Below are 22,207 nucleotides of genomic sequence, written 5' to 3'. Positions count from 1 at the left end.
GTCCTCACAAGGAGCGTTCGAAGCCATGCCGCGTACCACTGCCAAGCGCCCCGGTCGGCGCAACCGCACCTCCCTGGCGGCCCTCGGTGCTGCGACCGCCGGCCTCGCCCTGGCCGCCCTCGGCGCCCCCGCGCTCGCGTTCGGCGCGGGCCCCACCGAGGTCACGTACGACACCGGTTCGCTCGACTGGGGCGTCAAGCAGAGCTTCCGCAGCTACGTGACCGGCCCGGCCGGCCAGGGCAGCATCGAGCTGACCGGCGGGGCGACCCGCAACGCCGACGGGACCTTCCGTTTCGGCTTCGGCAGCGCCCGCTACGACCTCACCTCGCACACCCTGTCCGCCGCGTTCACCGGCGGCGTGCGCTTCCTCGCCCACGAGGGCCAGTTGGACGTCGGGCTGAGCGACCTGAAGCTCACCACCTCGGGCACCACCGGCACCCTGACGGCCGACACCGCCGCCAAGGAGCAGGTCGGCGCCCCGCAGGCCACCGAGCGCCAGGACGTCCCGCTGGCCACCTTCACGGTCGGCCGCGACACCACGACGGGCGCCGCGACCGCGGCCAGGCTGACCGAGGAGGGCGCCAAGGTCTTCGCCGGCTTCTACCCGGCTGGCTCCGACCTGGACCCGCTGTCGCTGCTGCTGGCCCAGACCCCGGCCCCGTCGCCCTCGCCCTCCACGCCGGCCTCCCCGTCCGCCTCGGCCTCGCCGTCGGTCACGGGTTCGCCGGGCGCGACCGCATCGCCGACCGCCACCGGCTCCCCGTCCGCCACCGGTTCGCCGACCGCGACGGGCTCCCCCTCGGCCACCGGTTCGCCGTCGGCCACGGGCTCGCCGGGCGCGACCGCATCGCCGACCGCCACCGCCACCGCCCCCGCGACCGGTGAACTCGCCGTCGTGGAAGGCCGCCTGGACTGGACGGTCAAGGAGAGCTTCCGCAGGTACCTGGCCGGCCCGGTGGCCAACGGCAAGGTGGAGTTCGGCGCCGGCGCGGCCGACTACCGCTTCGGCGGCGCCACCGGGACGTACAACACCGGCACCCACGCGGTCTCGGCCGGCTTCGCCGGGTCGGTGCGCTTCCTCGGGCACCCCGCGGGCGGCGGGTACGCGCTGGACACCACCCGCGACCACTTCGGCCTGCGGATCGACCAGGACGGCGCCTTCCTCACCGCCGACGTCGACGCCAAGTCCCCGGACGGGAGGACGTCCGTGCTGACCGGCGCCCGGATCGCGAAGCTCGACCTCTCCAGGGCGGCCCTCGACCCCGTCGGCGGCCTGGTCACGCTGACCGCCGTACCCGCCACGCTGACCGCCGAGGGCGTGCCGGCCTTCGGCAACTACCCCGCGGGTGAGGCCCTGGACGCGGTCACCGTCTTGCTGGCCTTCGACAAGAGCGCCCAGCTCCCGACCGGCCCCGGCACCGGCTCGACCGGTACCGGCAGCACCGGGGCCGGCGCCGGCAGTGGTACCGGCACGGGTGCCTCGGTGACCAGCACCGGCTTCGGCGCCACGCTGGCCTCCACGGGCTCCGACACCCCGGTGGTGCCGATGCTCGCGACGGCCGCCGGCCTGCTCCTCGCCGGCGGCAGCGCTACCGTGCTGGTCCGCCGCCGCACCGGGGCGACCGAGGCCTGACCCCCTCTTCGTACCCGCCGGGCCACCGCCCGGCCCGGCGGGTCCGCCCCGGCGCCACGGTCCGGCGCCGGAGCCACGGCGTCGGCCCCCGGTGAGCAGCTGCTCGCCGGGGGCCGACGTTTCGTCCGGTGCCCGGTGCCCGGTGCCCGGTGCCCGGTGCCCGGTGCCCGGTGCCCGGTGCCCGGTGCCCGGTGCCCGGTGTCCTGTGCCCGGCTCGGGCCGGGCCGGGCTCGGGGCCGGGCCGGGCGGTGGTGCCGGGCCGGTCAGGCGCTCAGCGGGTAACGGGCGTCCAGGTCACGGAAGATGGCGCCGTTGAGGGTGAAGGCCCGCTTGCACTCCTCGACCACCCGGCGGCGCTCGATCTCGTCCAGGGCGAGCCCGGCGGCGTCCAGCTTGGCCCGGTAGTCGCGCTTGAAGGCCGCGGGGTTGGCGACGTCCTCGAAGACGTAGAAGTGCACGCCGTCGCCCTTGCGCTCGAAGCCCCAGGTCTTCTCGGCGATGCCGCGGATGATCTGGCCGCCGGAGAGGTCGCCGAGGTAGCGGGTGTAGTGGTGGGCGAGGTAGCCGGCGGGCCAGGTGGCGGCGAGCTCCTCGACCCGGGCGACGTAGGCGGCGGTGGCGGGCAGCGGCTCCAGGCCGGTGCGCCAGTCGGGGCCGCGCAGGTGCCGCAGGTCGCGCTCGATGGCGGCGGTCCGCAGCAGGGCGGGGTCGATGAACGGGCCGGCCACCGGGTGGTCCGCGAGTTCGGCGTTGCGGCCCTCCAGTGCGCGGTAGACGAACCAGAGCTGGCCGGTCAGGTCGGCGTAGGCCTCGACGCCGAGCCGCCCGCCGAGCAGATGGCTCATGAAGGAGGACTGCTCGGCCGCCTCGTGTTCCTCGCTGCTGGCGGTGCGGAGCACGGTGGAGAACGGGGTGGGCTGCTCGGGGCTGGGCACGTGGGCCTCCAGTGGTCGGGAACAGTCCGATTGTTGTGGTTAGCCTTACCTAAGTCAATGTCGTTCCGACAGTCTGTCGGCAAACGTTCCGACACCTCGTCGGTAAAACCGTGCCCAGGACGCCCCGCCGCCAAGCGCGGTCGAGGGCCCGAGCATCGGAGGGCCCCGCCGGTCCGCCGCGCGAGCGGTCGGCAGGCGGGGTACGGCAGCAGCGGGTACGGCAAAGGCCGGGGTGCACGGATCGCTCCGCCCACCCCGGCCCCACGGCTCGCGTACGAGACCGGGCGTCCGCGGCTCAGTGGCCGCCGGAGTCCGCCAGGCGCTTGATCGACGCGGTGACCTCGGCCTCGGCCTCGGCGCGGCCGACCCAGTCGGCGCCCTCGACGGACTTGCCGGGCTCCAGGTCCTTGTAGACCTCGAAGAAGTGCTGGATCTCCAGGCGGTCGAACTCCGACACGTGGTGGATGTCCTTGAGGTGCTCCCAGCGCGGGTCCGTCGCCGGGACGCAGAGCAGCTTGTCGTCGCCGCCGGCCTCGTCCGTCATCTTGAACATGCCGATGGCGCGGCACTTGATGAGGCAGCCGGGGAAGGTCGGCTCGTCCAGGATGACCAGGGCGTCCAGCGGGTCGCCGTCGTCCGCGAGGGTGCCCTCGACGTAGCCGTAGTCGGCCGGGTAACGGGTCGAGGTGAAGAGCATCCGGTCGAGGCGAAGGCGACCGGTCTCGTGGTCGACCTCGTACTTGTTCCGCGAGCCCTTCGGGATCTCGATCAGGACGTCGAACTCCACGCGTTCCTCCAAGGTAGGGACTGACAGAATCCAAGTGTCTCCTACGGGAGTGAGTGCTCAGGAAAGGGGCCGGTCGGTGGGAGCAGGTACGGGGGCGGGGCGTCGGCACGGTGTCGCGACGGCGCGGTTGCTGGGGGCGGCGCTGCTGACCGGCGGCGTGGTGCTGGGCGGGGGCGGGGCGTACGCCGCGCCGTCCCCCTCGCCGAGCGCGCACGGCACGGGGCACGACGACGGACACGGCGGCAAGGGCGACGGGCACGGCGGCCGCCGCGGGGACGACCGGACGCCCTCGCCCGGTGCGTCCTCCACGTCGGCCAGGCCCGCCGGCAACCCCGGCGGCGCCCCCGCGGGCACGCCGGCCGGGGTCGCCGGCTCGGCGGCCCCGGCGAAGGCCCGCAAGCCAGGCCCGCCGCCGGCCGGCCTGGTGCTGCAGCCGGCGGACGGCGCCGCGGTCGGCATCCCCACCGCGGCCGGCCTGCGGCAGGCGCTCGCCGGAGTCCTGCAGGACAAGTCGCTGGGCACCGTCACCTTCGCCGTCGCGGACGCCACCAGCGGCCAGATCCTCTACGGCGCCGGGGAGAACACCCCCGCGACACCCGCCTCGACCACCAAGCTGGCGACCTCGCTGGCGGCCCTGACGCTGATCCCGGCCGACACCCGGATCGCCACCAAGGTGGTCGCGGGCGCCGGCCCCGCCGACATCACCCTGGTGGGTGGCGGCGACCCGACCCTCACCGCGCTGCCCGCCGACCAGGTGCAGATCGACGGCGCCCCGGCCGACGCCGACTCCGCGCCCGCCTCGTTGGAGCTGCTCGCCGCGCGCACGGCCGCCGCCCTCACCGCGGCCGGCACCAGCACCGTCCGGCTCGGCTACGACGTCTCGCTGTACACCGGCAGCCCGCAGCACGCCGACTACGACGCGACCAACATCCCGCTGATGACCTCGCTGATGGTGGACGAGGCCAAGGCGGACCCGCGCAGCCGCGAGGAGGCGCCGGCGCGGGTGGCCGACCCGGCGGGCCAGGCCGCCGAGCAGTTCGCCGCGCTGCTGAAGGCCCACGGCATCACCGTGGAGGGCAAGGCCAAGCAGACCGCGCCGGCCGCCCCGGCCGGGGCGGCGGTGCTCGCCCAGGTGACCTCGCCGACCGTCGCCCGGCTGGTCGAGCGGCTGCTCACCACCTCCGACAACACCCTGGCCGAGGCGATCGCCCGGCAGGTGGCGCTGGCCGCGCACAAGCCGGCCGGCTTCGACGGCGCGGCCACCGCCGTCACCGAGACGCTGTCCGGGCTGGGCGTCCAGCAGACCGGGGTGGTCCTGCACGACGGCAGCGGGCTGCACGCGGGCAACACCATCCCGCCCGCGGTGCTGGTCCAGCTGCTGGGCCTGGCCTCCTCCCCGGACCATCCGGAGCTGCGGCCGGTGCTGACCGGCCTGCCGGTCGCGGGCTTCACCGGCACGCTGGGCAAGCGCTTCGGCGCGGGCTCGGGGGCGGCGGAGGCCGCCGGCCTGGTCCGGGCCAAGACCGGCACCCGGAGCGGGGTGAACACGCTGGCCGGCACCGTGGTGGACGCCGACGGCCGGCTGCTCTCCTTCGCCGTGATGACCAGGACCACCGCCGCCGCGGACACCGCCCGGGCCGCGATGGACCGGATCGTCGCCCGGTTGGCGGCCTGCGGCTGCCACTGAGAGCCGCCTGGGGCGGCCGTCCGGGCGGGGGCCGCCGCCGGGCCGGCCGCCCGGACCGCGTTGTCGTCGGTCGCCGCGGCTCCGCCGTTGCTCCTTCCTCCGCCTCGCCGGACTCGGCCCGCACGCCGCTCCTTCATCCGCCCACCGCGGACCGGTCGCTCTTAGCACGTCGGCGCATGCGACTCCCCCCGGTGCGGCGGAGCACGTACGGTGAGGGCATGACGAGCGCGAGCGGCGGTGCTGACATGGTCGACTGGAATCTCGCGGTCGCGACTGCGACCAGGCTGGTCCGGCCGGGCCCGGAGGTGACCCGGGCACAGGCGGCCGAGGTGGTGGCCGAGTTGCGCCGGCACGCGCTGGAGGCCGAGGAGCACGTCCGGGAATTCACCGGCATGCGCTCCAGCAGCCTGACCGCGGCGACCGCGACCCCGGTGCTGATCGTGGACCGGCCGGGCTGGGTGCGGGCGAACGTGGCGGGCTTCCGCACCATCGTCCAGCCGCTGGTGGAGAAGCTGCAGGCGCGCCGCTCGACCTCGGCCGCCGCGGGCGTCTTCGGCACGGTGGGGGAGAAGGCCACCGGCATCGAGGTGGGCGCCCTGCTGGCCTTCCTGTCGGCCAAGGTGCTCGGGCAGTACGAGACCTTCGCGCCGGCCGAGCCCTCGGTGGAGACCCCGGACAGCCCGGCGGCGCTCTTCGACAAGCCCCGGCTCGGCCCGGCCGGCCCGGGTCCGGGCCGGCTGCTGCTGGTGGCGCCGAACATCGTCCAGGTGGAGCGCGAGCTGGAGGTGAACCCGGCGGACTTCCGGCTCTGGGTCTGCCTGCACGAGGAGACCCACCGGACCCAGTTCACCGCCGTGCCCTGGCTGCGCGACCACATCCAGTCCGAGGTGCAGTCCTTCCTCGCCGAGACGGACGTGGACCCGGGCGCGCTGCTGGAGCGGGTACGGGAGGCGGCCGGGTCGGTCGGCGGCGGCCTGACCGGGCTCGGCACCCGCGGCGACGGCTCGCCGTCGGCAGGGCTGCTGGAGGTCGTCCAGTCGCCCGCCCAGCGTGAGATCCTCGGCCGGCTGACGGCCGTGATGTCGCTGCTGGAGGGCCATGCGGACGTGGTGATGGACGGCGTCGGCCCGGCCGTGGTGCCGAGCGTGGCCGAGATCCGCGAGAAGTTCCAGCAGCGCCGGGACCGCGGGGCGAACCGGCTCGACCTGGTGCTGCGCCGGCTGCTGGGGATGGACGCCAAGCTGCGGCAGTACCAGGACGGCGCGGTCTTCGTGCGCGGGGTGGTGGACCGGATCGGGATGGACGGCTTCAACCGGGTCTGGACCTCGCCGAACACGCTCCCCACCAAGGAGGAGATCCACAATCCGGCGGCCTGGGTGGCCCGGGTCGGTCGCTGACCCGATCGCCGGCGGCACAGCCGGCCCCACGGCCGGTACTGCGGCCGGCCCCACGGCCGGTCGGGCGGCCGGCCCGACAGTCGTCCGGGCGGCGCCCCGTCGTGGCCGGACGCGCTCGCACGAGTGGTCCAATCGTGCAGACGGCGGGTGGAGATACGTTTCTTCATTCACCCGTACGTGGGACGGTGGTCGTACTGGTGGCGCGGGTGGCGTAGCCGGCGGCTCATTTCTGCCACCATCTGTGAGCGCCCGGTAACAAGGCGCTCACAGTCGCGCGGTTCCCCGCCGCGTCCCGTCGCCGTCTGTCCCCTCCGCCAAGGAGTGCTCTGCCGTGGGCCCACACCCCGCCGTCGCCGCGATACGCCTGGCCGTACGCCGCACGCTCGCCGACCTCGCCGCCGAGGCCGGAACCACCTTCACCGCACCGGCCCGTGCCCCGCACGGACGCCCGGGCGGCGCCCTGGTCAACGCCGGCGCGAACACCGGCGCCGCCACCACGCTGATCGGCAACGCCCACCGTCACCCGTCCGGGCTGCCCCGCACGCCCGCCGCCCCCGGCTCCCCGCTGGTCCTGGTCGCGGTCAGCGGCGGCGCGGACTCCATGGCGCTGGCCACCGCCACCGCCTTCGAAGCCCCCAAGCTCGGCCTGCGGGTCGGCGCCGTCACGGTCGACCACGGCCTGCAGGCCGGCTCGGCCGAGCGGGCCGCGCTGGTCGCCGAGCGGCTGCGCTCGCTCGGCCTGGACCCGGTCGAGGCGGTGCCCGTCCGGGTCGGCCGCCAGGGCGGGCCGGAAGCCGCCGCCCGGGACGCCCGCTACGCGGCGCTGGACGCGGCCGCCGAACGCCACCAGGCGCTCGCCGTCCTGCTCGGCCACACCCGCGACGACCAGGCCGAGACCGTCCTGCTCGGCCTGGCCCGGGGCTCCGGCTCCCGCTCGCTGGCCGGCATGCCCGCCCACAAGGGCCGCTACCGCCGGCCGCTGCTCGAACTCGACCGGGCCGCGACCCGGCAGGCCTGCACCGCCCAGGCCATCCCGGTCTGGGACGACCCGCACAACTGTGACCCTGCCTACACCCGCTCCCGGGTGCGGCACGAGGTGCTCCCGGTGCTGGAGAAGCACCTGGGCGGCGGGGTGGTCGAGGCGCTCGCCCGGACCGCCCGGCTGTTCCGCGACGACGCCGACGCGCTCGACCAGTGGGCGGCCCTCGCCGAACGCGACCTCCGTACGGGCGAAGGGGCGCTGGACGTCCCGAAGCTCGCCGAACTGCCTCCGGCGGTACGCCGCCGGGTGCTCCGCCGGGCCGCGCTGCGGGCGGGCTGCCCGGCCGGCGACCTGTTCGCCCGGCACCTCGAAACGGTCGACCTGCTGGTCACCGGCTGGCGCGGCCAGGGACCCCTGCACCTACCCGGCGGCGTCGAGGCCACCCGCAGGTGTGGCACGCTGGTCTTCCGGCGACAGGGCGACTGACGGGCAGGCATGGCCCCGGGGCAGCCTGGCCGCCGCCGACACAGACCCCCGAACGCTTGAGGACGTATCCCCGGTGGACGACAAGGACATGGGCGCCGACCTGGCGAAGGTGCTCATCAGCAAGGACGAGATCGACGCCAAGCTCCTGGAGCTGGCCGAGCGGATCGACCGGGACTACGCCGGACGTGATCTGCTGATCGTCGGCGTCCTCAAGGGTGCGGTGATGGTCATGGCCGACCTCGCCCGCGCGCTGCACTCCCAGGTGACGATGGACTGGATGGCCGTCTCCTCGTACGGGATGGGCACCAAGTCCTCCGGCGTGGTGCGTATCCTCAAGGACCTCGACACCGACATCGCCGGCCGGGACGTCCTGATCGTCGAGGACATCATCGACTCCGGCCTGACGCTGTCCTGGCTGCTCGGCAACCTGGGCTCGCGCCGCCCGGCCTCCCTGGAGGTCTGCACGCTGCTGCGCAAGCCCGACGCGGCCAAGGTCGAGATCGACGTCAAGTACGTCGGCTTCGACATCCCCAACGAGTTCGTGGTCGGTTACGGCCTGGACTACGCGGAGAAGCTGCGCAACCTGCCGTTCATCGGCACCCTGGCCCCGCACGTCTACGGCGGCTGACACCCCGTTCGGACGACGGGCGGGAACAGTACGCCGTTCCCGCCCGTTGGGTCGGGGGACAAGAAAACAGGTCGTACCGCCGTGCTCCCGCCTAGAGGGGGACGGACTGCGGTACGGTCCAATAAAACCGCTCTTCACATGAGCACAGACCCGGATGCGCCGGCGGCCAACGGCCGCACTGCGCCGTTGAGTGGCAGGAGGGACGGGGCGGCAACGCCCCGCATGGATGGACGTCAAGCGATACTTCCGTGCGCCGATCATGTGGATCGTGCTGGCCGTCCTCGCCGTCATTGTGCTGATGCAGGTCGTTTCGGACTCGAACGGCTACAAGACGGTGGACACCGGGCAGGTCGTCGCGGCGATCAATGCCGGCGAGGTCAAATCGGCGCAGATCACCACTGGTGATTCGAATACTGTCAAGATCCAGCTGAAGGACGGCGCGACGCTCCCGACTTCCGGGACGGGCAAGACGCCTTCGGGCAGCAAGTTCCAGGCCTCCTACATCGGGGACCAGGGCAAGGACATCGCGGCGCGGCTGCAGACGCAGATCGACGACAAGGATGCCAACACCCTGCCCGAGGGCTACACCATCAGCCCCGAGAAGCAGAGCACCTTCGTCAGCCTGCTGCTGTCGATGCTGCCGATCGTCATCATCGTGCTGGTCTTCCTCTTCCTGATGAACCAGATGCAGGGTGGCGGCTCGCGGGTCATGCAGTTCGGCAAGTCCAAGGCCAAGCTGCTGACCAAGGACACCCCCAAGACGACCTTCGCGGACGTCGCCGGTGCGGACGAGGCGGTGGAGGAGCTCCACGAGATCAAGGAGTTCCTGCAGGAGCCGGCCAAGTTCCAGGCCGTCGGCGCCAAGATCCCCAAGGGTGTGCTGCTCTACGGCCCGCCCGGGACCGGCAAGACCCTGCTCGCCCGCGCGGTCGCGGGTGAGGCCGGCGTGCCGTTCTACTCGATCTCCGGCTCCGACTTCGTCGAGATGTTCGTGGGTGTCGGCGCGAGCCGGGTCCGCGACCTCTTCGAGCAGGCCAAGGCGAACGCCCCGGCGATCGTCTTCGTCGACGAGATCGACGCCGTCGGCCGGCACCGTGGTGCGGGTCTCGGCGGCGGCCACGACGAGCGCGAGCAGACTCTCAACCAGCTGCTGGTCGAGATGGACGGCTTCGACGTCAAGGGCGGCGTCATCCTGATCGCGGCCACCAACCGCCCGGACATCCTGGACCCGGCGCTGCTGCGCCCGGGCCGCTTCGACCGGCAGATCGCGGTCGAGCGCCCGGACCTGCAGGGCCGGCTGGACATCCTCAAGGTGCACCAGAAGGGCAAGCCGGTCGCTCCGGACGTCGACCTCAAGGCCGTCGCCAAGCGCACCCCCGGCTTCACCGGTGCCGACCTGGCGAACGTGCTCAACGAGGCAGCGCTGCTGACGGCCCGCTCCGACAAGAAGCTGGTCGACAACTTCACCCTCGACGAGGCGATCGACCGGGTCGTGGCCGGCCCGCAGAAGCGGACCCGGATCATGTCCGAGAAGGAGAAGAAGATCACCGCGTACCACGAGGGCGGTCACGCCCTGGTCGCGGCGGCCTCCCCCAACGCGGACCCGGTCCACAAGATCACCATCCTGTCCCGCGGGCGGGCCCTCGGCTACACCATGGTGCTGCCGGAGGAGGACAAGTACTCCACCACCCGCAACGAGATGCTCGACCAGCTCGCGTACATGCTGGGCGGGCGCGCGGCGGAGGAGCTGGTCTTCCACGACCCGACCACCGGCGCCTCGAACGACATCGAGAAGGCCACGGCCACCGCCCGCGCGATGGTCACGCAGTACGGCATGACCGAGCGGCTGGGTGCGATCAAGTTCGGTTCGAGCGAGTCCGAGCCGTTCCTGGGCCGTGAGATGGGCCACCAGCGCGACTACTCGGAAGAGGTCGCCGGGCTGGTCGACGAAGAGGTCAAGAAGCTCATCGAGAACGCGCACAACGAGGCCTGGGAGATCCTGGTCGAGAACCGCGACGTGCTCGACAACCTGGTCCTGGAGCTCCTGGAGAAGGAGACCCTCAACAAGGAGCAGATCGCCGAGATCTTCGCGCCGATCGTCAAGCGCCCGGCCCGGCCGGCCTGGACGGGCTCGTCCCGTCGCACGCCGTCCACCCGTCCGCCGGTGCAGTCCCCGAAGGAGCTGGCGCTCACCAACGGCGCCGCCGCCCTGACGGAGGCCGCCCCTGTGGTGGACACCGTGAAGGTGCCGCCCGTTCCCGGCGACGCCCCCGCGGAGGGCTGAGCCGCACAGCAGGACGGAATGGATGCCGCGCCACCGGGGTTTGTACCCTGGAGGCGCGGCATCCGTCGTACCCGGCCATGCCGCGATCGTTGTACCCATCCGCCATCCACGAACGAGCGAGGCCTGCATGATCGACCCGGTCACCTTCGACGGTCCGTCCAACGTCGGGGTCTTCGACCAGAAGCGGGCCGAGAACGCCGTCCGGGAGCTCCTGCTGGCCGTGGGGGAGGACCCGGACCGCGAGGGGCTCCTGGAGACCCCGGCCCGGGTGGCCCGCGCCTACAAGGAGATATTCGCCGGTCTCTGGCAGGAGCCGGAGGAAGTCCTCACCACCACCTTCGACCTCGGCCACGACGAGATGGTGCTGGTCAAGGACATCGAGCTGACCTCGGTCTGCGAGCACCACCTGGTGCCGTTCCGCGGTGTCGCGCACGTCGGGTACATCCCGTCGGCCAGCGGCAAGATCACCGGCCTGTCCAAGCTGGCCCGGCTGGTGGACGTCTACGCCCGCCGCCCGCAGGTGCAGGAGCGGCTCACCAGCCAGGTCGCCGACGCGCTGATGCGGATCCTGGAGCCGCGCGGGGCGATCGTCGTCGTCGAGTGCGAGCACATGTGCATGTCGATGCGGGGCATCCGCAAGCCCGGCGCCAAGACGATCACGTCCTGCGTGCGCGGCCAGCTGCGCGACCCCGCGACCCGCGCCGAGGCGATGAGCCTGATCATCGGGCGCTAGCGGCCACGCCGGCACCCGGGTCACCGCTCGCCCCGGCCACCGCTCGCCGCCCCGGCACCGGCCGGTGCCGGCTCAGTGCGGCAGCTCGGCGTGCGGCGGGGCCGGGGTCCCCAGCGCGTTGCGGCGCGCGGGCATCCGCAGCCGCACCATCCGCCGCCACCCGAGGGTGGCCTCGTACAGGTAGAGGCCGTAGAGGCCGGCGGCCAGCAGCACCCGCCGGGGGAGGGGCCAGCCGAGGATCCGGCCCATCGCGGCCATCACGGTGAGGCCGACGTCCCGGTGGGTGCGGATCTCGCCCTTGGCGATGTGCTCCAGGGTGTGCCGGATGTACGGGCCGTGGCCGGCGGCGGACAGCCGGAGCAGCTCCTCGTGGCAGTACGCGAGGTGGTTGTCCTCGTCCGCGGAGATCATCTGCATCGCCCGGCCCAGGTCCGGGTTGTCCTGGTAGGCCTTCATCAGCTGACGCATCTGCTCCGAGGCACGCTGCTCGGTGACCCGGCTGTGCGCCAGGTAGGTGATGATCTCCCGCTCGGCCAGCGGCACGTCGGACTTCAGCCGTTCGTGGGCCAGGCCGATGCCCTGGCGCTCCAGCAGCATGCAGTAGTCGGCCCTCGGCGGCACCGGCACCTTGTCGAGCCCGCGCTTGTGCAGCAGCTGGGTGAAGATCCGGCCGTGCTTGCGCTCGTCGGCGCCGTGCCGGGCGATCTTGGGGGCCAGCACCGGATCCTGCGCCAGCGAGTGGATCCGCTCGTTCTCCCAGCCGCCCTGGTCCTCGCCCCCGGCGGCGATGCTGCAGAACAGCTGGTACGCCTCGTCGTTCAGGTAGATCTCGTTGAAGAGAGATCGGGTGGTCAGCACAATGCCTCCTGTACGGGCCCGACGTACGTCCGGCGGACGGTCCTGATGCGTTCCCCCGGCGGGGGTGACGGTTGCGGCGGGTGGGGCGGGATTCACCCGGTCGCGTGAAGTCCGGCGGCGGGCGGGCCCGGCCGGTCGCGGGTTCGCCGGCCGTTCCACCGCCCGGCGTACGGGCTCCCACCGCCGGCCGGCGGGGTCACTGGCGGGGCTCACGGTCCTGCGGGGTCGCCAGGTGGTCGCTCATCCACTCCAGCGAGGCGGGCAGCTCGCGCCGCCAGCTGTCGAAGTTGTGGCCGCCGTCGTCGAGGAAGAGCGAGTCGACCTTCAGCTCGGGGTGGGCGGCCGAGGCCTGCTGGGCGACGCCGAGGAAGGTCTGGGTGGCGGCGTAGTCCTCCTCCTTCCGGGTGCTCACCAGCAGCAGCGAGACGTCCGGGACGGGCAGGTTGTTCAGCCGCCAGGTGAGGTCGCTGTGGTTGAGCAGGGTGCGGTCGCCGCCGAACAGGTTGCCTCCGGTCGAGTAGTCCTCGGGCACCGCGAAGTCGGCGTGCAGTCCGGCCGCGCTGCCGAAGACGTCGGAGTAGCGCATGGTCAGCCGCAGTGCGCAGCCGCCGCCGGTGGAGTAGCCGAAGATCCCCCAGGAGGAGGCCTCGCGTCCGAGCCGGTAGGTGGAGCGCAGCGCGGCCGGGACGTCCTTGGCGAACCAGGTCTCGGTCTGCGGTCCGTTCGGCACGTTGACGCATTCGGTGTTGCGGGGCTCCGCGACCGTCGGCCGGGCCATCACGATCACGGTGGGGGCCATCTGCCCGGTCCGCTGGAGCTCCCAGGCGGTCTGCGGCAGGCGCAGTTCGGACAGCAGGTGCAGGGCGGTGCCGGGGTAGCCGGCCAGGGCGACGAGGACAGGGAAGCGCACCCGGGCGTACTTCGGGTTGAAGTACTCGGGCGGAAGGTAGATGAACATCTGGTCGGACAGGCCGGACTCCTTGCCCGTCACCCGGATCGACTCGACCTTGCCGACCTCCTCCGGGGTCCCCTTCGGGAGGTCGGTGACGCCCTCCAGGCCGCCCTCGGAGCTCGGGGTCACCAGGGCCTCGGTGGCCGGTACGGCACTCTTGGGATGCCCGGAGGCGGTCAGCGACAGCGCCGCGCCGCCCGGGTGGAGCAGGCCGTCCCAGGAGGTGTAGAAGCCGAACGAGTTGTTCACCGACACCGCGAGCACGGCCAGCACCGTGGCCTGAGTGACTGTCAGCAGGGCGATCCGGCCGAGCATCGGGAGCGGGCGCTGCCTGGCCAGCCGGGGCCAGAGCCAGAGGGTCAGGAGCAGCGACAGGGAGCCCGCCGCGAGCAGCGTGTTCACCAGTGCATCGCTGGTCAGTTCCATCCCGTCGCCTTCCGGTGGATCACTGTCGGTTCAGGATTCATCGTGTGACAGGGCGTCAGATCGGGCCATCGGGGCTAGGCTGACCGGGCAGCGGGCCGCGGTGCGAAGACGGTCGCGGTGGCTGCAACCGACGCCCTGCAACGCGGCGTCCACCGTACGTACCGCGTGCGCGCGCAGCCCTGAGCGCCGCGCGGCGCCAAGGGCAGTCCCCACCCATGGCCCAACCGACGCGCGGGAGCGGAAGCGGGTTTTACCTCCGTTTTTCCGTCATTTGGTGCGCGCATTGTGTGATTGAGGAAATGACATGAAGGTCCATCACAAGTCCCCCTCCCGGGGGATCGGACAGCGCCCCGAAGCCTCTACGCTGAGCACCCATGAGCGTTCCCGTGTCCGTTGAGCCGCCGCCGCCCCCGCCGCCCCGCCGCAGCGGGTTCCAGACGCTTCGTACCCAAGCGGCCTCCGTGCCGCGGGCCTGGCTGCCCGGCGCGGTCGGGTACGCCTGTCTGCTGATCGGACTGCTCGACGTCGCGAGCGCGGTGTTCCCCAAGCTCCGCCGGACCCGGATGCACTCCTTCGCCGGGCAGCTGCCCGGTGGGACGACCACCCTCGCCGCCGTCGGCACCCTGATGGTCGGCCTGCTGCTGGTGCTGCTCGCGCACGCCCTGCGCCGGCGCAAGCAGCGCGCCTGGCGGGCCGTCTGCGTCCTGCTGCCGATCGGCGCCGCCCTGCACATCCTGCGCTGGCACCAGGTCGGCCCCGCGGTCGTCTCGCTGGTGCTGCTCGCGGTGATGCTGGTGCACCGCGGTGAGTTCTACGCCAAGGCCGACCCGCGCACCCGCTGGCGGGCCGTCGCCAACCTGATCGTCATGGGCGCCGTCAGCATGCTGCTCGGCCTGCTGATCGTCAGCGTCCGCTGGAAGGCCGAGATCCACGACCCGAGCATGCTGGACCGCCTCCAGCACGTGGTCTACGGGCTGTTCGGGTTCGAAGGGCCGATCGACTACAACTCCGACCGGATCTCCGACCTGGTCGCCTACCTGCTCGGCGCGCTCGGCCTGCTCACCGCCGGCACCACCACGTACCTCGCGCTGCGCCCGGAGAAGCCCGAACCCGAGCTGACCGCCGAGGACGAGGAGAAGGTCCGGGCGCTGCTCGCCCGGCACGGCGATCGGGACTCGCTCGGCTACTTCGCCCTGCGCCGGGACAAGAGCGTGCTCTTCTCGCCGACCGGCAAGGCCGCGATCTCCTACCGGGTGGTCTCCGGCGTGATGCTCGCCTCCGGCGACCCGGTCGGCGACGTCGAGGCCTGGCCCGGCGCGATCAAGGTCTTCATGGCCGAGGCCCGCGAGCACGCCTGGGTGCCGGCCGTGATGGGCTGCAGCGAGACCGGCGGCGAGGTCTGGACCCGCGAGGCGGGCCTGGACGCGCTGGAGCTCGGCGACGAGGCGATCGTCGACGCCACCACCTTCTCGCTCGCCGGGCGCGCCATGCGCAACGTCCGCCAGATGGTCAAGCGGATCGAGCGCAACGGGTACTCGTGCAAGGTCCGCCGGGTCTCCGAGCTCGACCCGGAGGAGAAGTTCCGGATCGCCGAGGCCGCCGCCCGCTGGCGCGGCACCGACACCGAGCGCGGCTTCTCGATGGCCCTGGGCCGCTTCGGCGACCCGGGCGACGACGACTGCGTGGTCGTGACCGCCCACAAGGCGCCCGAGGAGGACGGCCTCGGGGACACCCCCGAGGACGACCTGAAGGCCGTCCTGCACTTCGTCCCGTGGGGGCCGGACGGCATCTCGCTGGAGCTGATGCGCCGCGACCGGGCCGCCGACCCCGGCCTCAACGAGCTGCTGATCGTGGCCGCCCTGCAGGCCGTCCCCGCCTTGGGCGTGCGCCGGGTCTCGCTGAACTTCGCGATGTTCCGCTCCGCGCTGGCCCGCGGGGAGCGGATCGGGGCCGGCCCGGTGCTGCGGGCCTGGCGCGGGCTGCTGGTCTTCTCCTCGCGCTGGTTCCAGATCGAGTCGCTGTACAAGTTCAACGCCAAGTTCCAGCCCGCCTGGGAGCCGCGCTTCCTGGTCTACCCGCAGACCAGGGACCTGCCCCGGATCGGCTTCGCGGCGATGCAGGCGGAGGCCTTCATCACCCTCGGCATGCCGAAGTTCGGCCGCAAGCGCCAGCGCCAGGGCCTGATGCCCGCCCCGGCCCGCCCGCAGGTGACCGAGGCGGCCTGAGCGCCGTCCGCCCGCGAGCCGGGCTCCTCCCGACCACCGGTCGGGAGGAGCCCGGCTCGATAATGGGGGCATGAACAACCCGCGCTCCCGCTCCCTGCCGGCCGGCCTTCCGGACCTCGACCGCTGCGCCGTGATGGGCGTGGTCAACGTGACCCCCGACTCCTTCTCGGACGGCGGCCTGTGGCACGACCCGGCGCGCGCCATCGCCCACGGGCTCGCACTGCGGGCCAAGGGCGCGGACCTGGTCGACGTCGGCGGCGAGTCCACCCGTCCGGGCGCCCGGCGGGTGACCGAGAAGGAGGAGCTGGAGCGGGTCCTGCCGGTGGTCCGGGAGCTCGCCGGGGCCGGCGTGGTGGTCAGCATCGACACCATGCGGGCGAGCGTCGCCGAACAGGCGGTCGCGGCCGGCGCCCGGCTGGTCAACGACGTCTCCGGCGGCCTCGCCGACCCGGAGATGGCCGCGGTGGTCGCCGCCACCGGCGCGCCCTTCGTGGTGATGCACTGGCGCGGCCAGTCCGCCGACATGGAGCGCCTCGCGGTGTACGGGGACGTGGTCGCCGACGTGGTCGCGGAGCTGACCGGGCGGATGGAGGCGCTGCTGGCGGCCGGTGTCCAGGAGCAGCAGCTGATCCTCGACCCCGGTCTCGGCTTCGCCAAGACCACCGAGCACAACTGGGCCCTGCTCGGCCGACTGGACGCCCTCACCGCCCTGGGCAGGCCGGTGCTGGTGGCCGCTTCGCGCAAGCGGTTCCTGGGTACGCTGCTGGCCAACCCGGAAACCGGGGAGCTGCGCCCGGCCCGGGAGCGCGACGACGCGACCGCCGCGGTGTCGGTACTGTCGGCCGGTGCCGGCGCCTGGGCGGTCCGGGTGCACGACGTGGCCGGGACGGCGGACGCCGTGCGGGTGGTCGCGGCCTGGCAGCGCGCGGCCCGGCAGGGGTGAGGGCCATGAATGGGAGGGTCTGTGGCAGGTGACGGCAGGTTGAGCGGCGGAACATCGGACCAGCAGGCGGCGGAGGCCGACCGGGACGCCGTCCTGGCGGCGAACCAGGCGCTGTACGAGGCGCTGGAGAACGGTGACCTGGAGGCGGTCGAGCAGGCCTGGCTCGGGGCCGGGGAGGCCGACGACAAGGGCGGCGTGGTGTGCGTGCACCCCGGCTGGCCGGTCCTGCGCGGCCGGGCCCAGGTCACCAGGTCCTACATGCTGATCATGATGAACACGGAGTACATCCAGTTCTTCCTGACCGATGTGGAGGCCGAGGTGCAGGGCGATGTGGCCCTTGTCACCTGCACCGAGAACATCCTGTCCGGCGGCGAGGCGGAGGAGGAGGGCGAGCTGGGTCCGCTGGTCGGGGGCAAGGTCGTCTCCACCAACCTGTTCCGGCGCACCGGCGACGGCTGGAAGCTCTGGTCGCACCACGGTTCACCCGTGCTGACCAGCGGGGACGACGAGGAAGAGGACTGACCCCGGCAGGCCTCGCGGTTGTGCTCCGGGAATCCCGGGACCGGCACCGAACGTTCACGTCAATCGCCACAGTGGCGTGCGTGACGCCGTGCCGTGCCGGGTAGGACGGTCTGGCGTTGTCCGTGCTCGCAGGTAGATTCGAAGACCGGCGGGCGACGATGCCCGCCTTCGCCCTGCCCAGGCAGGGCGGCCCGTCCGACTGGGAGCAGTGATTCGTTTGCTGGACCGCGTCACCCTTCGGGGTCTGCGTGCCCGGGGCCACCACGGCGTCTTCGAGCGTGAGCGCGTCGAGGGCCAGACCTTCGTGGTCGACCTCGTGCTGTTCCTGGACACCCGTCCGGCCGCGTCCGGCGACGACCTCACCCGCACGGCCCACTACGGCGTGATCGCCGAGGAGGTCACCGCGGTCATCGCGGGCGAGCCCGTCGACCTGATCGAGACGCTTGCGCAGCGCATCGCCGACCAGTGCCTCAAGCACGAACCGGTCGAGGAGGTCGAGGTGACCGTGCACAAGCCCGACGCCCCGATCACCGTGCCGTTCGACGACGTCACCGTCACCATCCACCGGGGCCGCGCATGACCTGCGCGCCTAGTCCCGCCGCCCAGCCGCAGAGGGAATCCGATGAGCACCAGTGACCCGACCGCCTCGCCGACCACGTTCGACCTGGAGCGCAGGGTCGACTCGGCGGACACCACCCTGCACAACCCGCGCTACGCCGTGATCGCCCTCGGCAGCAACCTCGGCAACCGGCTGGAGACCCTCCAGGGGGCCGTGGACGCCCTCGCCGACACCCCCGGGCTGCGCATCAAGGCCGTCTCCGCCGTCTACGAGACGGAGGCCCTCGGCGGCCCCGAGGAGCAGCCGAACTACTACAACGCGGTGGTCGTGCTCCGCACCACCCTGCCGCCGCACTCCCTGCTGGAGCGGGGCAACGCGGTCGAGGACGCCTTCGGCCGGGTCCGCACCGTCCGCTGGGGCCCGCGCACGCTGGACGTCGACATCCTCGCGTACGAGGGCGTCACCAGCGACGACCCCGAGCTGCTGCTGCCGCACCCGCGCTCGCACGAGCGGGCCTTCGTGCTCGCCCCGTGGTTGGACGCCGACCCCAAGGCGGAGCTGCCGGGCCTGGGCCTGGTCGCCGACCTGCTCGACGACCTCGGCGGGGAGGACTCCCAGGGCGTCCGCCGGCGCGACGACATCAACCTGCGGCTGCCCGAGTAGGACACCGCCCTCCGGCCGCGGCGGACAGGCGTCCGCCCGGCCGGGACCGGCGTGCCGCGACGGCCGGCTTCGGCCCGGCAGGAACTAGGGAGGGCTCCCGGCCGTACGAGTAGGTGTCCGCACGGCCGGGCCCGATACGGTGGCCTGGCGCCGCCGCCGCGCCCCCCGGTGCGGCCGCCCCTCTCTCCGGCATCCGGGAAGGACCTCGTCCGAGTGAAGCTGCTCCGCATCCGTCTGCTGGCCGCCATCACCGCTGTCACGACGGCGCTGTCCTGGGCCGGTGCCAGGTTGTGGGCCTCGTTGGACACCCTGCCCGGCGTACCCGCGGCGGCGCCCCTGGTCCTGGCGGCGGTCGCGGTGGTGCTGCTGGCCACCGCGATCTCGCTGCGCTCCCGGCTGAAGGCGGCCCGCGAGCGGCAGCCCGGCGCCAAGGGCGTCGACCCGCTGGGCGCCGCCCGGGCCCTGGTCCTGGGGCAGGCGAGCGCACTGGTCTCGGCCGTCGTGACCGGGGTCTACGCCGGGATGGGCATCGAGCTGCTGACCGAGCTGGACGTCGCCGCCCGCCGGGCGCAGGCGGTCACCGCGGGCTTCGCGGTGCTCGCCGGGGTGGCCGTGATGGCGGCCGCGCTCTGGCTGCAGCACATCTGCCGGCTGCCCGAGGATCACGACGATCCGACCGCCCGGGCGGCCTCGCCGCGCTGACGGGTGCCCCGCCGGCCGCCCCGCGCGGTGCCCCGCCGCGGTGTCCGCGGGGCCCGGGTGGAGGCCCGTGCCGCCGTTAACGGCACCCTGGGCTGACACGGCCCCAATTCGCACGCTAGTTTCTTGGCATGTCTCGCGGACGTCATCGTCATTCCTCCGTCCTCGGCCGGGCCGTTCCCCCCACCGCCGCCGCCGTTCTCGTCGTGGCCGCCGTGACCGCACTGGTATTCAGTCAGGACCCGCTCCTGGTCAGGTCGGTGGGCGTGGCCGCCGTGCTCGCCGCACTGGGGATCGCGCTCCTGCTGCGCCAGCGCGACCGCGCGGCCCGGGCCGCCGCCGACGTGGCCGCCGCCCAACGACTGCGGGCGGAGGAGCGGTTCGAGGAACAGCTCGCCGAGACCGAGTACGCGGCCGAGGTCGCCGAGGAGCGGGCCACCCGCTTCGGGCGCCGGCTGACGGCGGAGAAGTCCCGGCTGGCCAAGGCCGAGACCGAGATCGCCCGGCTGCTGCGCGAGCGCGCCGTGGCCGTGGCCGAGCAGGCCCTCAAGGAGGCCGAGGCGACCCAGCGGGCCCTCGCCGCGGCCCGCCCCAAGTACCCGGCCAGCCCGGCCGCCTACGTCCGCGCCGCGTCCGTCCTGCGGCACCTGGAGCGGCGGGCGGCGGCCGCCGAGGCCCAGCGCGAGCGCGCGGAGCGGGCGCGGCCCGTACTGCGGGCGCGCAGCCTGCCCGCCGCGCCCGCGCCCACGCCGGCCGTGCCCGCCCCCTCGCTGGCCCGCACGCTCGCTGCCGCCGCGGCGGCAGCCGCTCCGGCGCCCTCGCCGGTGGTGCCCGCGCAGCCCGTTCCGGAGGCCGCTGTGCCTGCCGTGCAGCCCGCGCGGGGCCCGGAGGAGGCCCAGGCCGCACCGGCCGCCGAACGGCCCGCCACGGGCGTCCGGGCGGTCGGGGCGGCGCCCGTCCGGCCGGTGCTCACCGCGACCGTGGAGCAGCTGGGCGGCGCTCCGACGACGGCGGTCGTCCGCGCCGAGCGCCAGCGGCCGCGCACCCCGCAGGCCGGGGCCGGCCGGGGCCAGAACTTCAGCTTCTTCGGCCGCGGCGGCGCGGCCGTGCGCGCAGCGGCCCCGGCGCCGGCCGTGGGCAGCGTCTCCGAGCTGGGCGACCGGACCGACCTGGCGGACGTGCTGGGGGACGAGGCGATCGCCGCGGGCGCCGGCTTCGGCACCCGGCCGGCGACCGGCGGGGAGGCGCCCGCCGAGGTGACCGCCGCCGACGCCACGGCCGCCGAGGCGGCCGGCACCGGCGACGGGCGGCAGGCCGCGGACGGGCGCCGGCCCGGGGTGGTCGACCTGTCGGCGGAGGACGAGACGGAGTACATCGAGCTGCCGGAGCTGCGCGCCAGTCGCTGAGCCCGGGACGTGAGACGCCGGAGGCCCGGCCCCCCAGGAAACCTCTGGGGGGCCGGGCCTCCGGCGTGCCGGCCCCGATCCGGGCCGGAGCCGGGTCAGAGCTGGACGCCGAAGTCCTGGGCGATCCCGGCCAGGCCGGAGGCGTAGCCCTGGCCGACGGCGCGGAACTTCCACTCGGCGCCGTTGCGGTAGAGCTCGCCGAAGATCATGGCGGTCTCGGTGGCCGCGTCCTCGGAGAGGTCGTAGCGGGCGATCTCGGCGCCGCCGGCCGCGTTGAGCACGCGGATGTAGGCGTTGCGGACCTGGCCGAAGCTCTGCGAGCGGGCCACCGCGTCGTAGATCGAGACCGGGAAGGTGATCTTCGTGGCCTCGGCGGGCAGGCCCGCGAGGTTGACGTTGATCGCCTCGTCGTCGCCCGCGCCCTCGCCGGTGCGGTTGTCACCGGTGTGCACCACGGTGCTGTCCGGGGTGCTGGTGTTGTTGAAGAACACGAAGTGGCTGTTGGACAGGACCTTGCCGTCCGCGTTCAGCACGATCGCGCTGGCGTCCAGGTCGAATTCCGCGCCGGTCGTGGTCCGGACGTCCCAGCCGAGGCCGACGGTGACCGCGGACAGGCCGGGGGCCTCCTTGGTCAGCGAGACGTTGCCACCCTTGGAGAGGCTCACTGGCATGGTGATTGCTGTCCCTTCGTTGCTTTGCCGGAGATAACGCGAGAGTAGCGGGGCTTGGTTCCGCAGCCGGGCTTCTAAATTCTTCTGGTCGAATGAAGTTTGAGCAATGGGCAGATCAATCACCGGTGTCGGAGGCCGGTCGCGCCGGTTCGGCCGGGCGATTTCCTTCGTGCCCGGGCGGTTCTCCTCAGACCCGCGGGAAGCGCCCCTGGACGGTCCAGATGTTCGGATTGTCGGCCAGTTCGGGGTGCATGTCGAAGAGGTCGGCGAGGGTGTCCTGGAGAAAGTCCCTGGCCTCGCGTCGCAACTCGGAGTGCCGGACCACCACCGGTGCCTGGTCGGGCAGCCAGGTCGCGCCGACCTCCACCCAGTTGAAGCGGCGGGCGAACCGGAGCAGTTCGGTGTTCTGGGTGAAGTCCAGGTCGGCGCTCTGCACCCGGGCGGCCCGGTTCCCGTCGGGGTCGCGGTCCAGTTCCTCGGCGATGTCGCAGAGCGCCCAGGCGAAGTCGAGCACCGGCACCCATCCCCAGGCTGTGGACAACTCCCCGTCGTCGGCGTCGAGGAAGACGTCGCCGCAGAACAGGTCGTACCGCAGGGTCCGCACGGATGCGTTGCGGTAGTCCGTCTGCGGGGGGTCGGGGAAGCGGTTGGACAGGGAGTAGCCGAGCTCGATCACGTACGCCATTGTCGGGGCTGCGGAGGGCTGTGGATAACCCGGTGGCCGTCGGCCC

General features: G+C 73.3%; 20 protein-coding genes. 14 read left to right on the top strand and 6 right to left on the bottom strand.

The features are described 5' to 3' along the window. Nucleotides 1–25 precede the first annotated feature (25 nt). Nucleotides 26–1,633, top strand: coding sequence for an HtaA domain-containing protein (locus OG689_RS18980; protein ID WP_266321887.1), 1,608 nt, complete (start codon nucleotides 26–28; stop codon nucleotides 1,631–1,633). 263 nt (nucleotides 1,634–1,896) lie between these two features. On the opposite strand, the gene OG689_RS18975 is transcribed toward OG689_RS18980, so the two are convergent. Beyond that, nucleotides 1,897–2,568 carry a biliverdin-producing heme oxygenase gene (locus OG689_RS18975; protein ID WP_266321886.1) on the bottom strand — a complete coding sequence of 224 codons (672 nt, stop codon included), beginning with the start codon at nucleotides 2,566–2,568 and terminating at the stop codon, nucleotides 1,897–1,899. 295 nt (nucleotides 2,569–2,863) lie between these two features. Further along, nucleotides 2,864–3,355, bottom strand: coding sequence for an inorganic diphosphatase (locus OG689_RS18970; protein ID WP_073926608.1), 492 nt, complete (start codon nucleotides 3,353–3,355; stop codon nucleotides 2,864–2,866). 76 nt (nucleotides 3,356–3,431) lie between these two features. Between OG689_RS18970 and dacB the strand changes: the two genes are divergently transcribed. The 6 genes from dacB to folE all read left to right on the top strand — a co-directional run bounded on the left by dacB (nucleotide 3,432) and on the right by folE (nucleotide 11,552). Continuing rightward, complete coding sequence (gene dacB, locus OG689_RS18965; RefSeq protein WP_266321883.1) at nucleotides 3,432–5,042, top strand: D-alanyl-D-alanine carboxypeptidase/D-alanyl-D-alanine-endopeptidase; 1,611 nt, start codon at nucleotides 3,432–3,434, stop codon at nucleotides 5,040–5,042. A gap of 218 nt (nucleotides 5,043–5,260) precedes the next feature. Continuing rightward, nucleotides 5,261–6,439: a zinc-dependent metalloprotease gene (locus tag OG689_RS18960; RefSeq protein ID WP_266321881.1), complete on the top strand. Its 1,179-nt coding sequence runs from the start codon at nucleotides 5,261–5,263 to the stop codon at nucleotides 6,437–6,439. Between the two features lie 331 nt (nucleotides 6,440–6,770). Then, nucleotides 6,771–7,907: a tRNA lysidine(34) synthetase TilS gene (gene tilS, locus OG689_RS18955; protein WP_266321879.1), complete on the top strand. Its 1,137-nt coding sequence runs from the start codon at nucleotides 6,771–6,773 to the stop codon at nucleotides 7,905–7,907. A 73-nt stretch (nucleotides 7,908–7,980) separates the two neighbouring features. After that, nucleotides 7,981–8,535 (top strand): hypoxanthine phosphoribosyltransferase, encoded by a 555-nt coding sequence (hpt, locus tag OG689_RS18950; protein WP_073926604.1) that lies wholly within the window; start codon nucleotides 7,981–7,983, stop codon nucleotides 8,533–8,535. Nucleotides 8,536–8,761: 226 nt separating this feature from the next. Next, entirely contained in the window at nucleotides 8,762–10,819 is a 2,058-nt protein-coding gene (gene ftsH / locus OG689_RS18945) for an ATP-dependent zinc metalloprotease FtsH (RefSeq protein WP_266321876.1), read from the top strand. Nucleotides 10,820–10,946: 127 nt separating this feature from the next. After that, nucleotides 10,947–11,552, top strand: a complete 606-nt coding sequence (gene folE, locus OG689_RS18940) for a GTP cyclohydrolase I FolE (protein WP_266321874.1) — start codon at nucleotides 10,947–10,949, stop codon at nucleotides 11,550–11,552. 72 nt (nucleotides 11,553–11,624) lie between these two features. Here folE and OG689_RS18935 read toward each other — a convergent pair whose 3' ends face one another. Continuing rightward, a complete protein-coding gene (locus tag OG689_RS18935; protein WP_266321872.1) occupies nucleotides 11,625–12,410 on the bottom strand; it encodes a ferritin-like domain-containing protein in 786 nt (261 codons plus the stop codon). 196 nt (nucleotides 12,411–12,606) lie between these two features. Beyond that, nucleotides 12,607–13,788, bottom strand: coding sequence for an alpha/beta hydrolase-fold protein (locus OG689_RS18930; protein ID WP_266321870.1), 1,182 nt, complete (start codon nucleotides 13,786–13,788; stop codon nucleotides 12,607–12,609). Between the two features lie 374 nt (nucleotides 13,789–14,162). Here OG689_RS18930 and OG689_RS18925 point away from each other — a divergent pair, with 374 nt between their 5' ends. The 7 genes from OG689_RS18925 (at nucleotide 14,163) to OG689_RS18895 (ending at nucleotide 20,805) form a co-directional block, all read left to right on the top strand. After that, the gene (locus OG689_RS18925) at nucleotides 14,163–16,013 is read left to right on the top strand and encodes a phosphatidylglycerol lysyltransferase domain-containing protein (protein WP_266321869.1); all 1,851 of its coding nucleotides are present in this window, start codon (nucleotides 14,163–14,165) and stop codon (nucleotides 16,011–16,013) included. 70 nt (nucleotides 16,014–16,083) lie between these two features. Further along, a complete protein-coding gene (gene folP, locus OG689_RS18920) occupies nucleotides 16,084–16,956 on the top strand; it encodes a dihydropteroate synthase (protein ID WP_266321868.1) in 873 nt (290 codons plus the stop codon). Nucleotides 16,957–16,995: 39 nt separating this feature from the next. Further along, nucleotides 16,996–17,478 (top strand): nuclear transport factor 2 family protein, encoded by a 483-nt coding sequence (locus tag OG689_RS18915; RefSeq protein WP_266321866.1) that lies wholly within the window; start codon nucleotides 16,996–16,998, stop codon nucleotides 17,476–17,478. 220 nt (nucleotides 17,479–17,698) lie between these two features. Next, nucleotides 17,699–18,058, top strand: coding sequence for a dihydroneopterin aldolase (gene folB / locus OG689_RS18910; protein WP_266327261.1), 360 nt, complete (start codon nucleotides 17,699–17,701; stop codon nucleotides 18,056–18,058). A gap of 42 nt (nucleotides 18,059–18,100) precedes the next feature. After that, on the top strand, nucleotides 18,101–18,700 hold the full coding sequence (folK, locus tag OG689_RS18905; protein ID WP_266321864.1) for a 2-amino-4-hydroxy-6-hydroxymethyldihydropteridine diphosphokinase: 600 nt from the start codon (nucleotides 18,101–18,103) through the stop codon (nucleotides 18,698–18,700). A gap of 213 nt (nucleotides 18,701–18,913) precedes the next feature. Continuing rightward, a complete protein-coding gene (locus OG689_RS18900) occupies nucleotides 18,914–19,402 on the top strand; it encodes a DUF3180 domain-containing protein (RefSeq protein WP_266321862.1) in 489 nt (162 codons plus the stop codon). Nucleotides 19,403–19,530: 128 nt separating this feature from the next. Continuing rightward, the gene (locus tag OG689_RS18895; protein WP_266321860.1) at nucleotides 19,531–20,805 is read left to right on the top strand and encodes a hypothetical protein; all 1,275 of its coding nucleotides are present in this window, start codon (nucleotides 19,531–19,533) and stop codon (nucleotides 20,803–20,805) included. A gap of 95 nt (nucleotides 20,806–20,900) precedes the next feature. On the opposite strand, the gene OG689_RS18890 is transcribed toward OG689_RS18895, so the two are convergent. Further along, complete coding sequence (locus OG689_RS18890) at nucleotides 20,901–21,476, bottom strand: TerD family protein (RefSeq protein WP_266321858.1); 576 nt, start codon at nucleotides 21,474–21,476, stop codon at nucleotides 20,901–20,903. Nucleotides 21,477–21,663: 187 nt separating this feature from the next. Then, nucleotides 21,664–22,161 (bottom strand): hypothetical protein, encoded by a 498-nt coding sequence (locus OG689_RS18885; protein WP_266321857.1) that lies wholly within the window; start codon nucleotides 22,159–22,161, stop codon nucleotides 21,664–21,666. Between the last annotated feature and the right edge of the window lie 46 nt (nucleotides 22,162–22,207).

The organism is Kitasatospora sp. NBC_00240 (assembly GCF_026342405.1).
In the GTDB taxonomy this organism is placed as follows: domain Bacteria; phylum Actinomycetota; class Actinomycetes; order Streptomycetales; family Streptomycetaceae; genus Kitasatospora.
This window is presented reverse-complemented; position numbering and strand designations above follow the sequence as displayed.

Bases quoted from the DNA above. Each gene is read 5' to 3' on its own strand.
- OG689_RS18980 (WP_266321887.1), top strand. From the start codon at position 26: ATGCCGCGTACCACTGCCAAGCGCCCCGGTCGGCGCAACCGCACCTCC.
- OG689_RS18960 (WP_266321881.1), top strand. From the start codon at position 5,261: ATGACGAGCGCGAGCGGCGGTGCTGACATGGTCGACTGGAATCTCGCG.
- ftsH (WP_266321876.1), top strand. From the start codon at position 8,762: ATGGACGTCAAGCGATACTTCCGTGCGCCGATCATGTGGATCGTGCTG.
- folE (WP_266321874.1), top strand. From the start codon at position 10,947: ATGATCGACCCGGTCACCTTCGACGGTCCGTCCAACGTCGGGGTCTTC.
- OG689_RS18930 (WP_266321870.1), bottom strand. From the start codon at position 13,788: ATGGAACTGACCAGCGATGCACTGGTGAACACGCTGCTCGCGGCGGGC.
- OG689_RS18925 (WP_266321869.1), top strand. From the start codon at position 14,163: ATGAGCGTTCCCGTGTCCGTTGAGCCGCCGCCGCCCCCGCCGCCCCGC.
- folP (WP_266321868.1), top strand. From the start codon at position 16,084: ATGAACAACCCGCGCTCCCGCTCCCTGCCGGCCGGCCTTCCGGACCTC.
- folK (WP_266321864.1), top strand. From the start codon at position 18,101: ATGAGCACCAGTGACCCGACCGCCTCGCCGACCACGTTCGACCTGGAG.
- OG689_RS18895 (WP_266321860.1), top strand. From the start codon at position 19,531: ATGTCTCGCGGACGTCATCGTCATTCCTCCGTCCTCGGCCGGGCCGTT.
- OG689_RS18890 (WP_266321858.1), bottom strand. From the start codon at position 21,476: ATGCCAGTGAGCCTCTCCAAGGGTGGCAACGTCTCGCTGACCAAGGAG.
- OG689_RS18885 (WP_266321857.1), bottom strand. From the start codon at position 22,161: ATGGCGTACGTGATCGAGCTCGGCTACTCCCTGTCCAACCGCTTCCCC.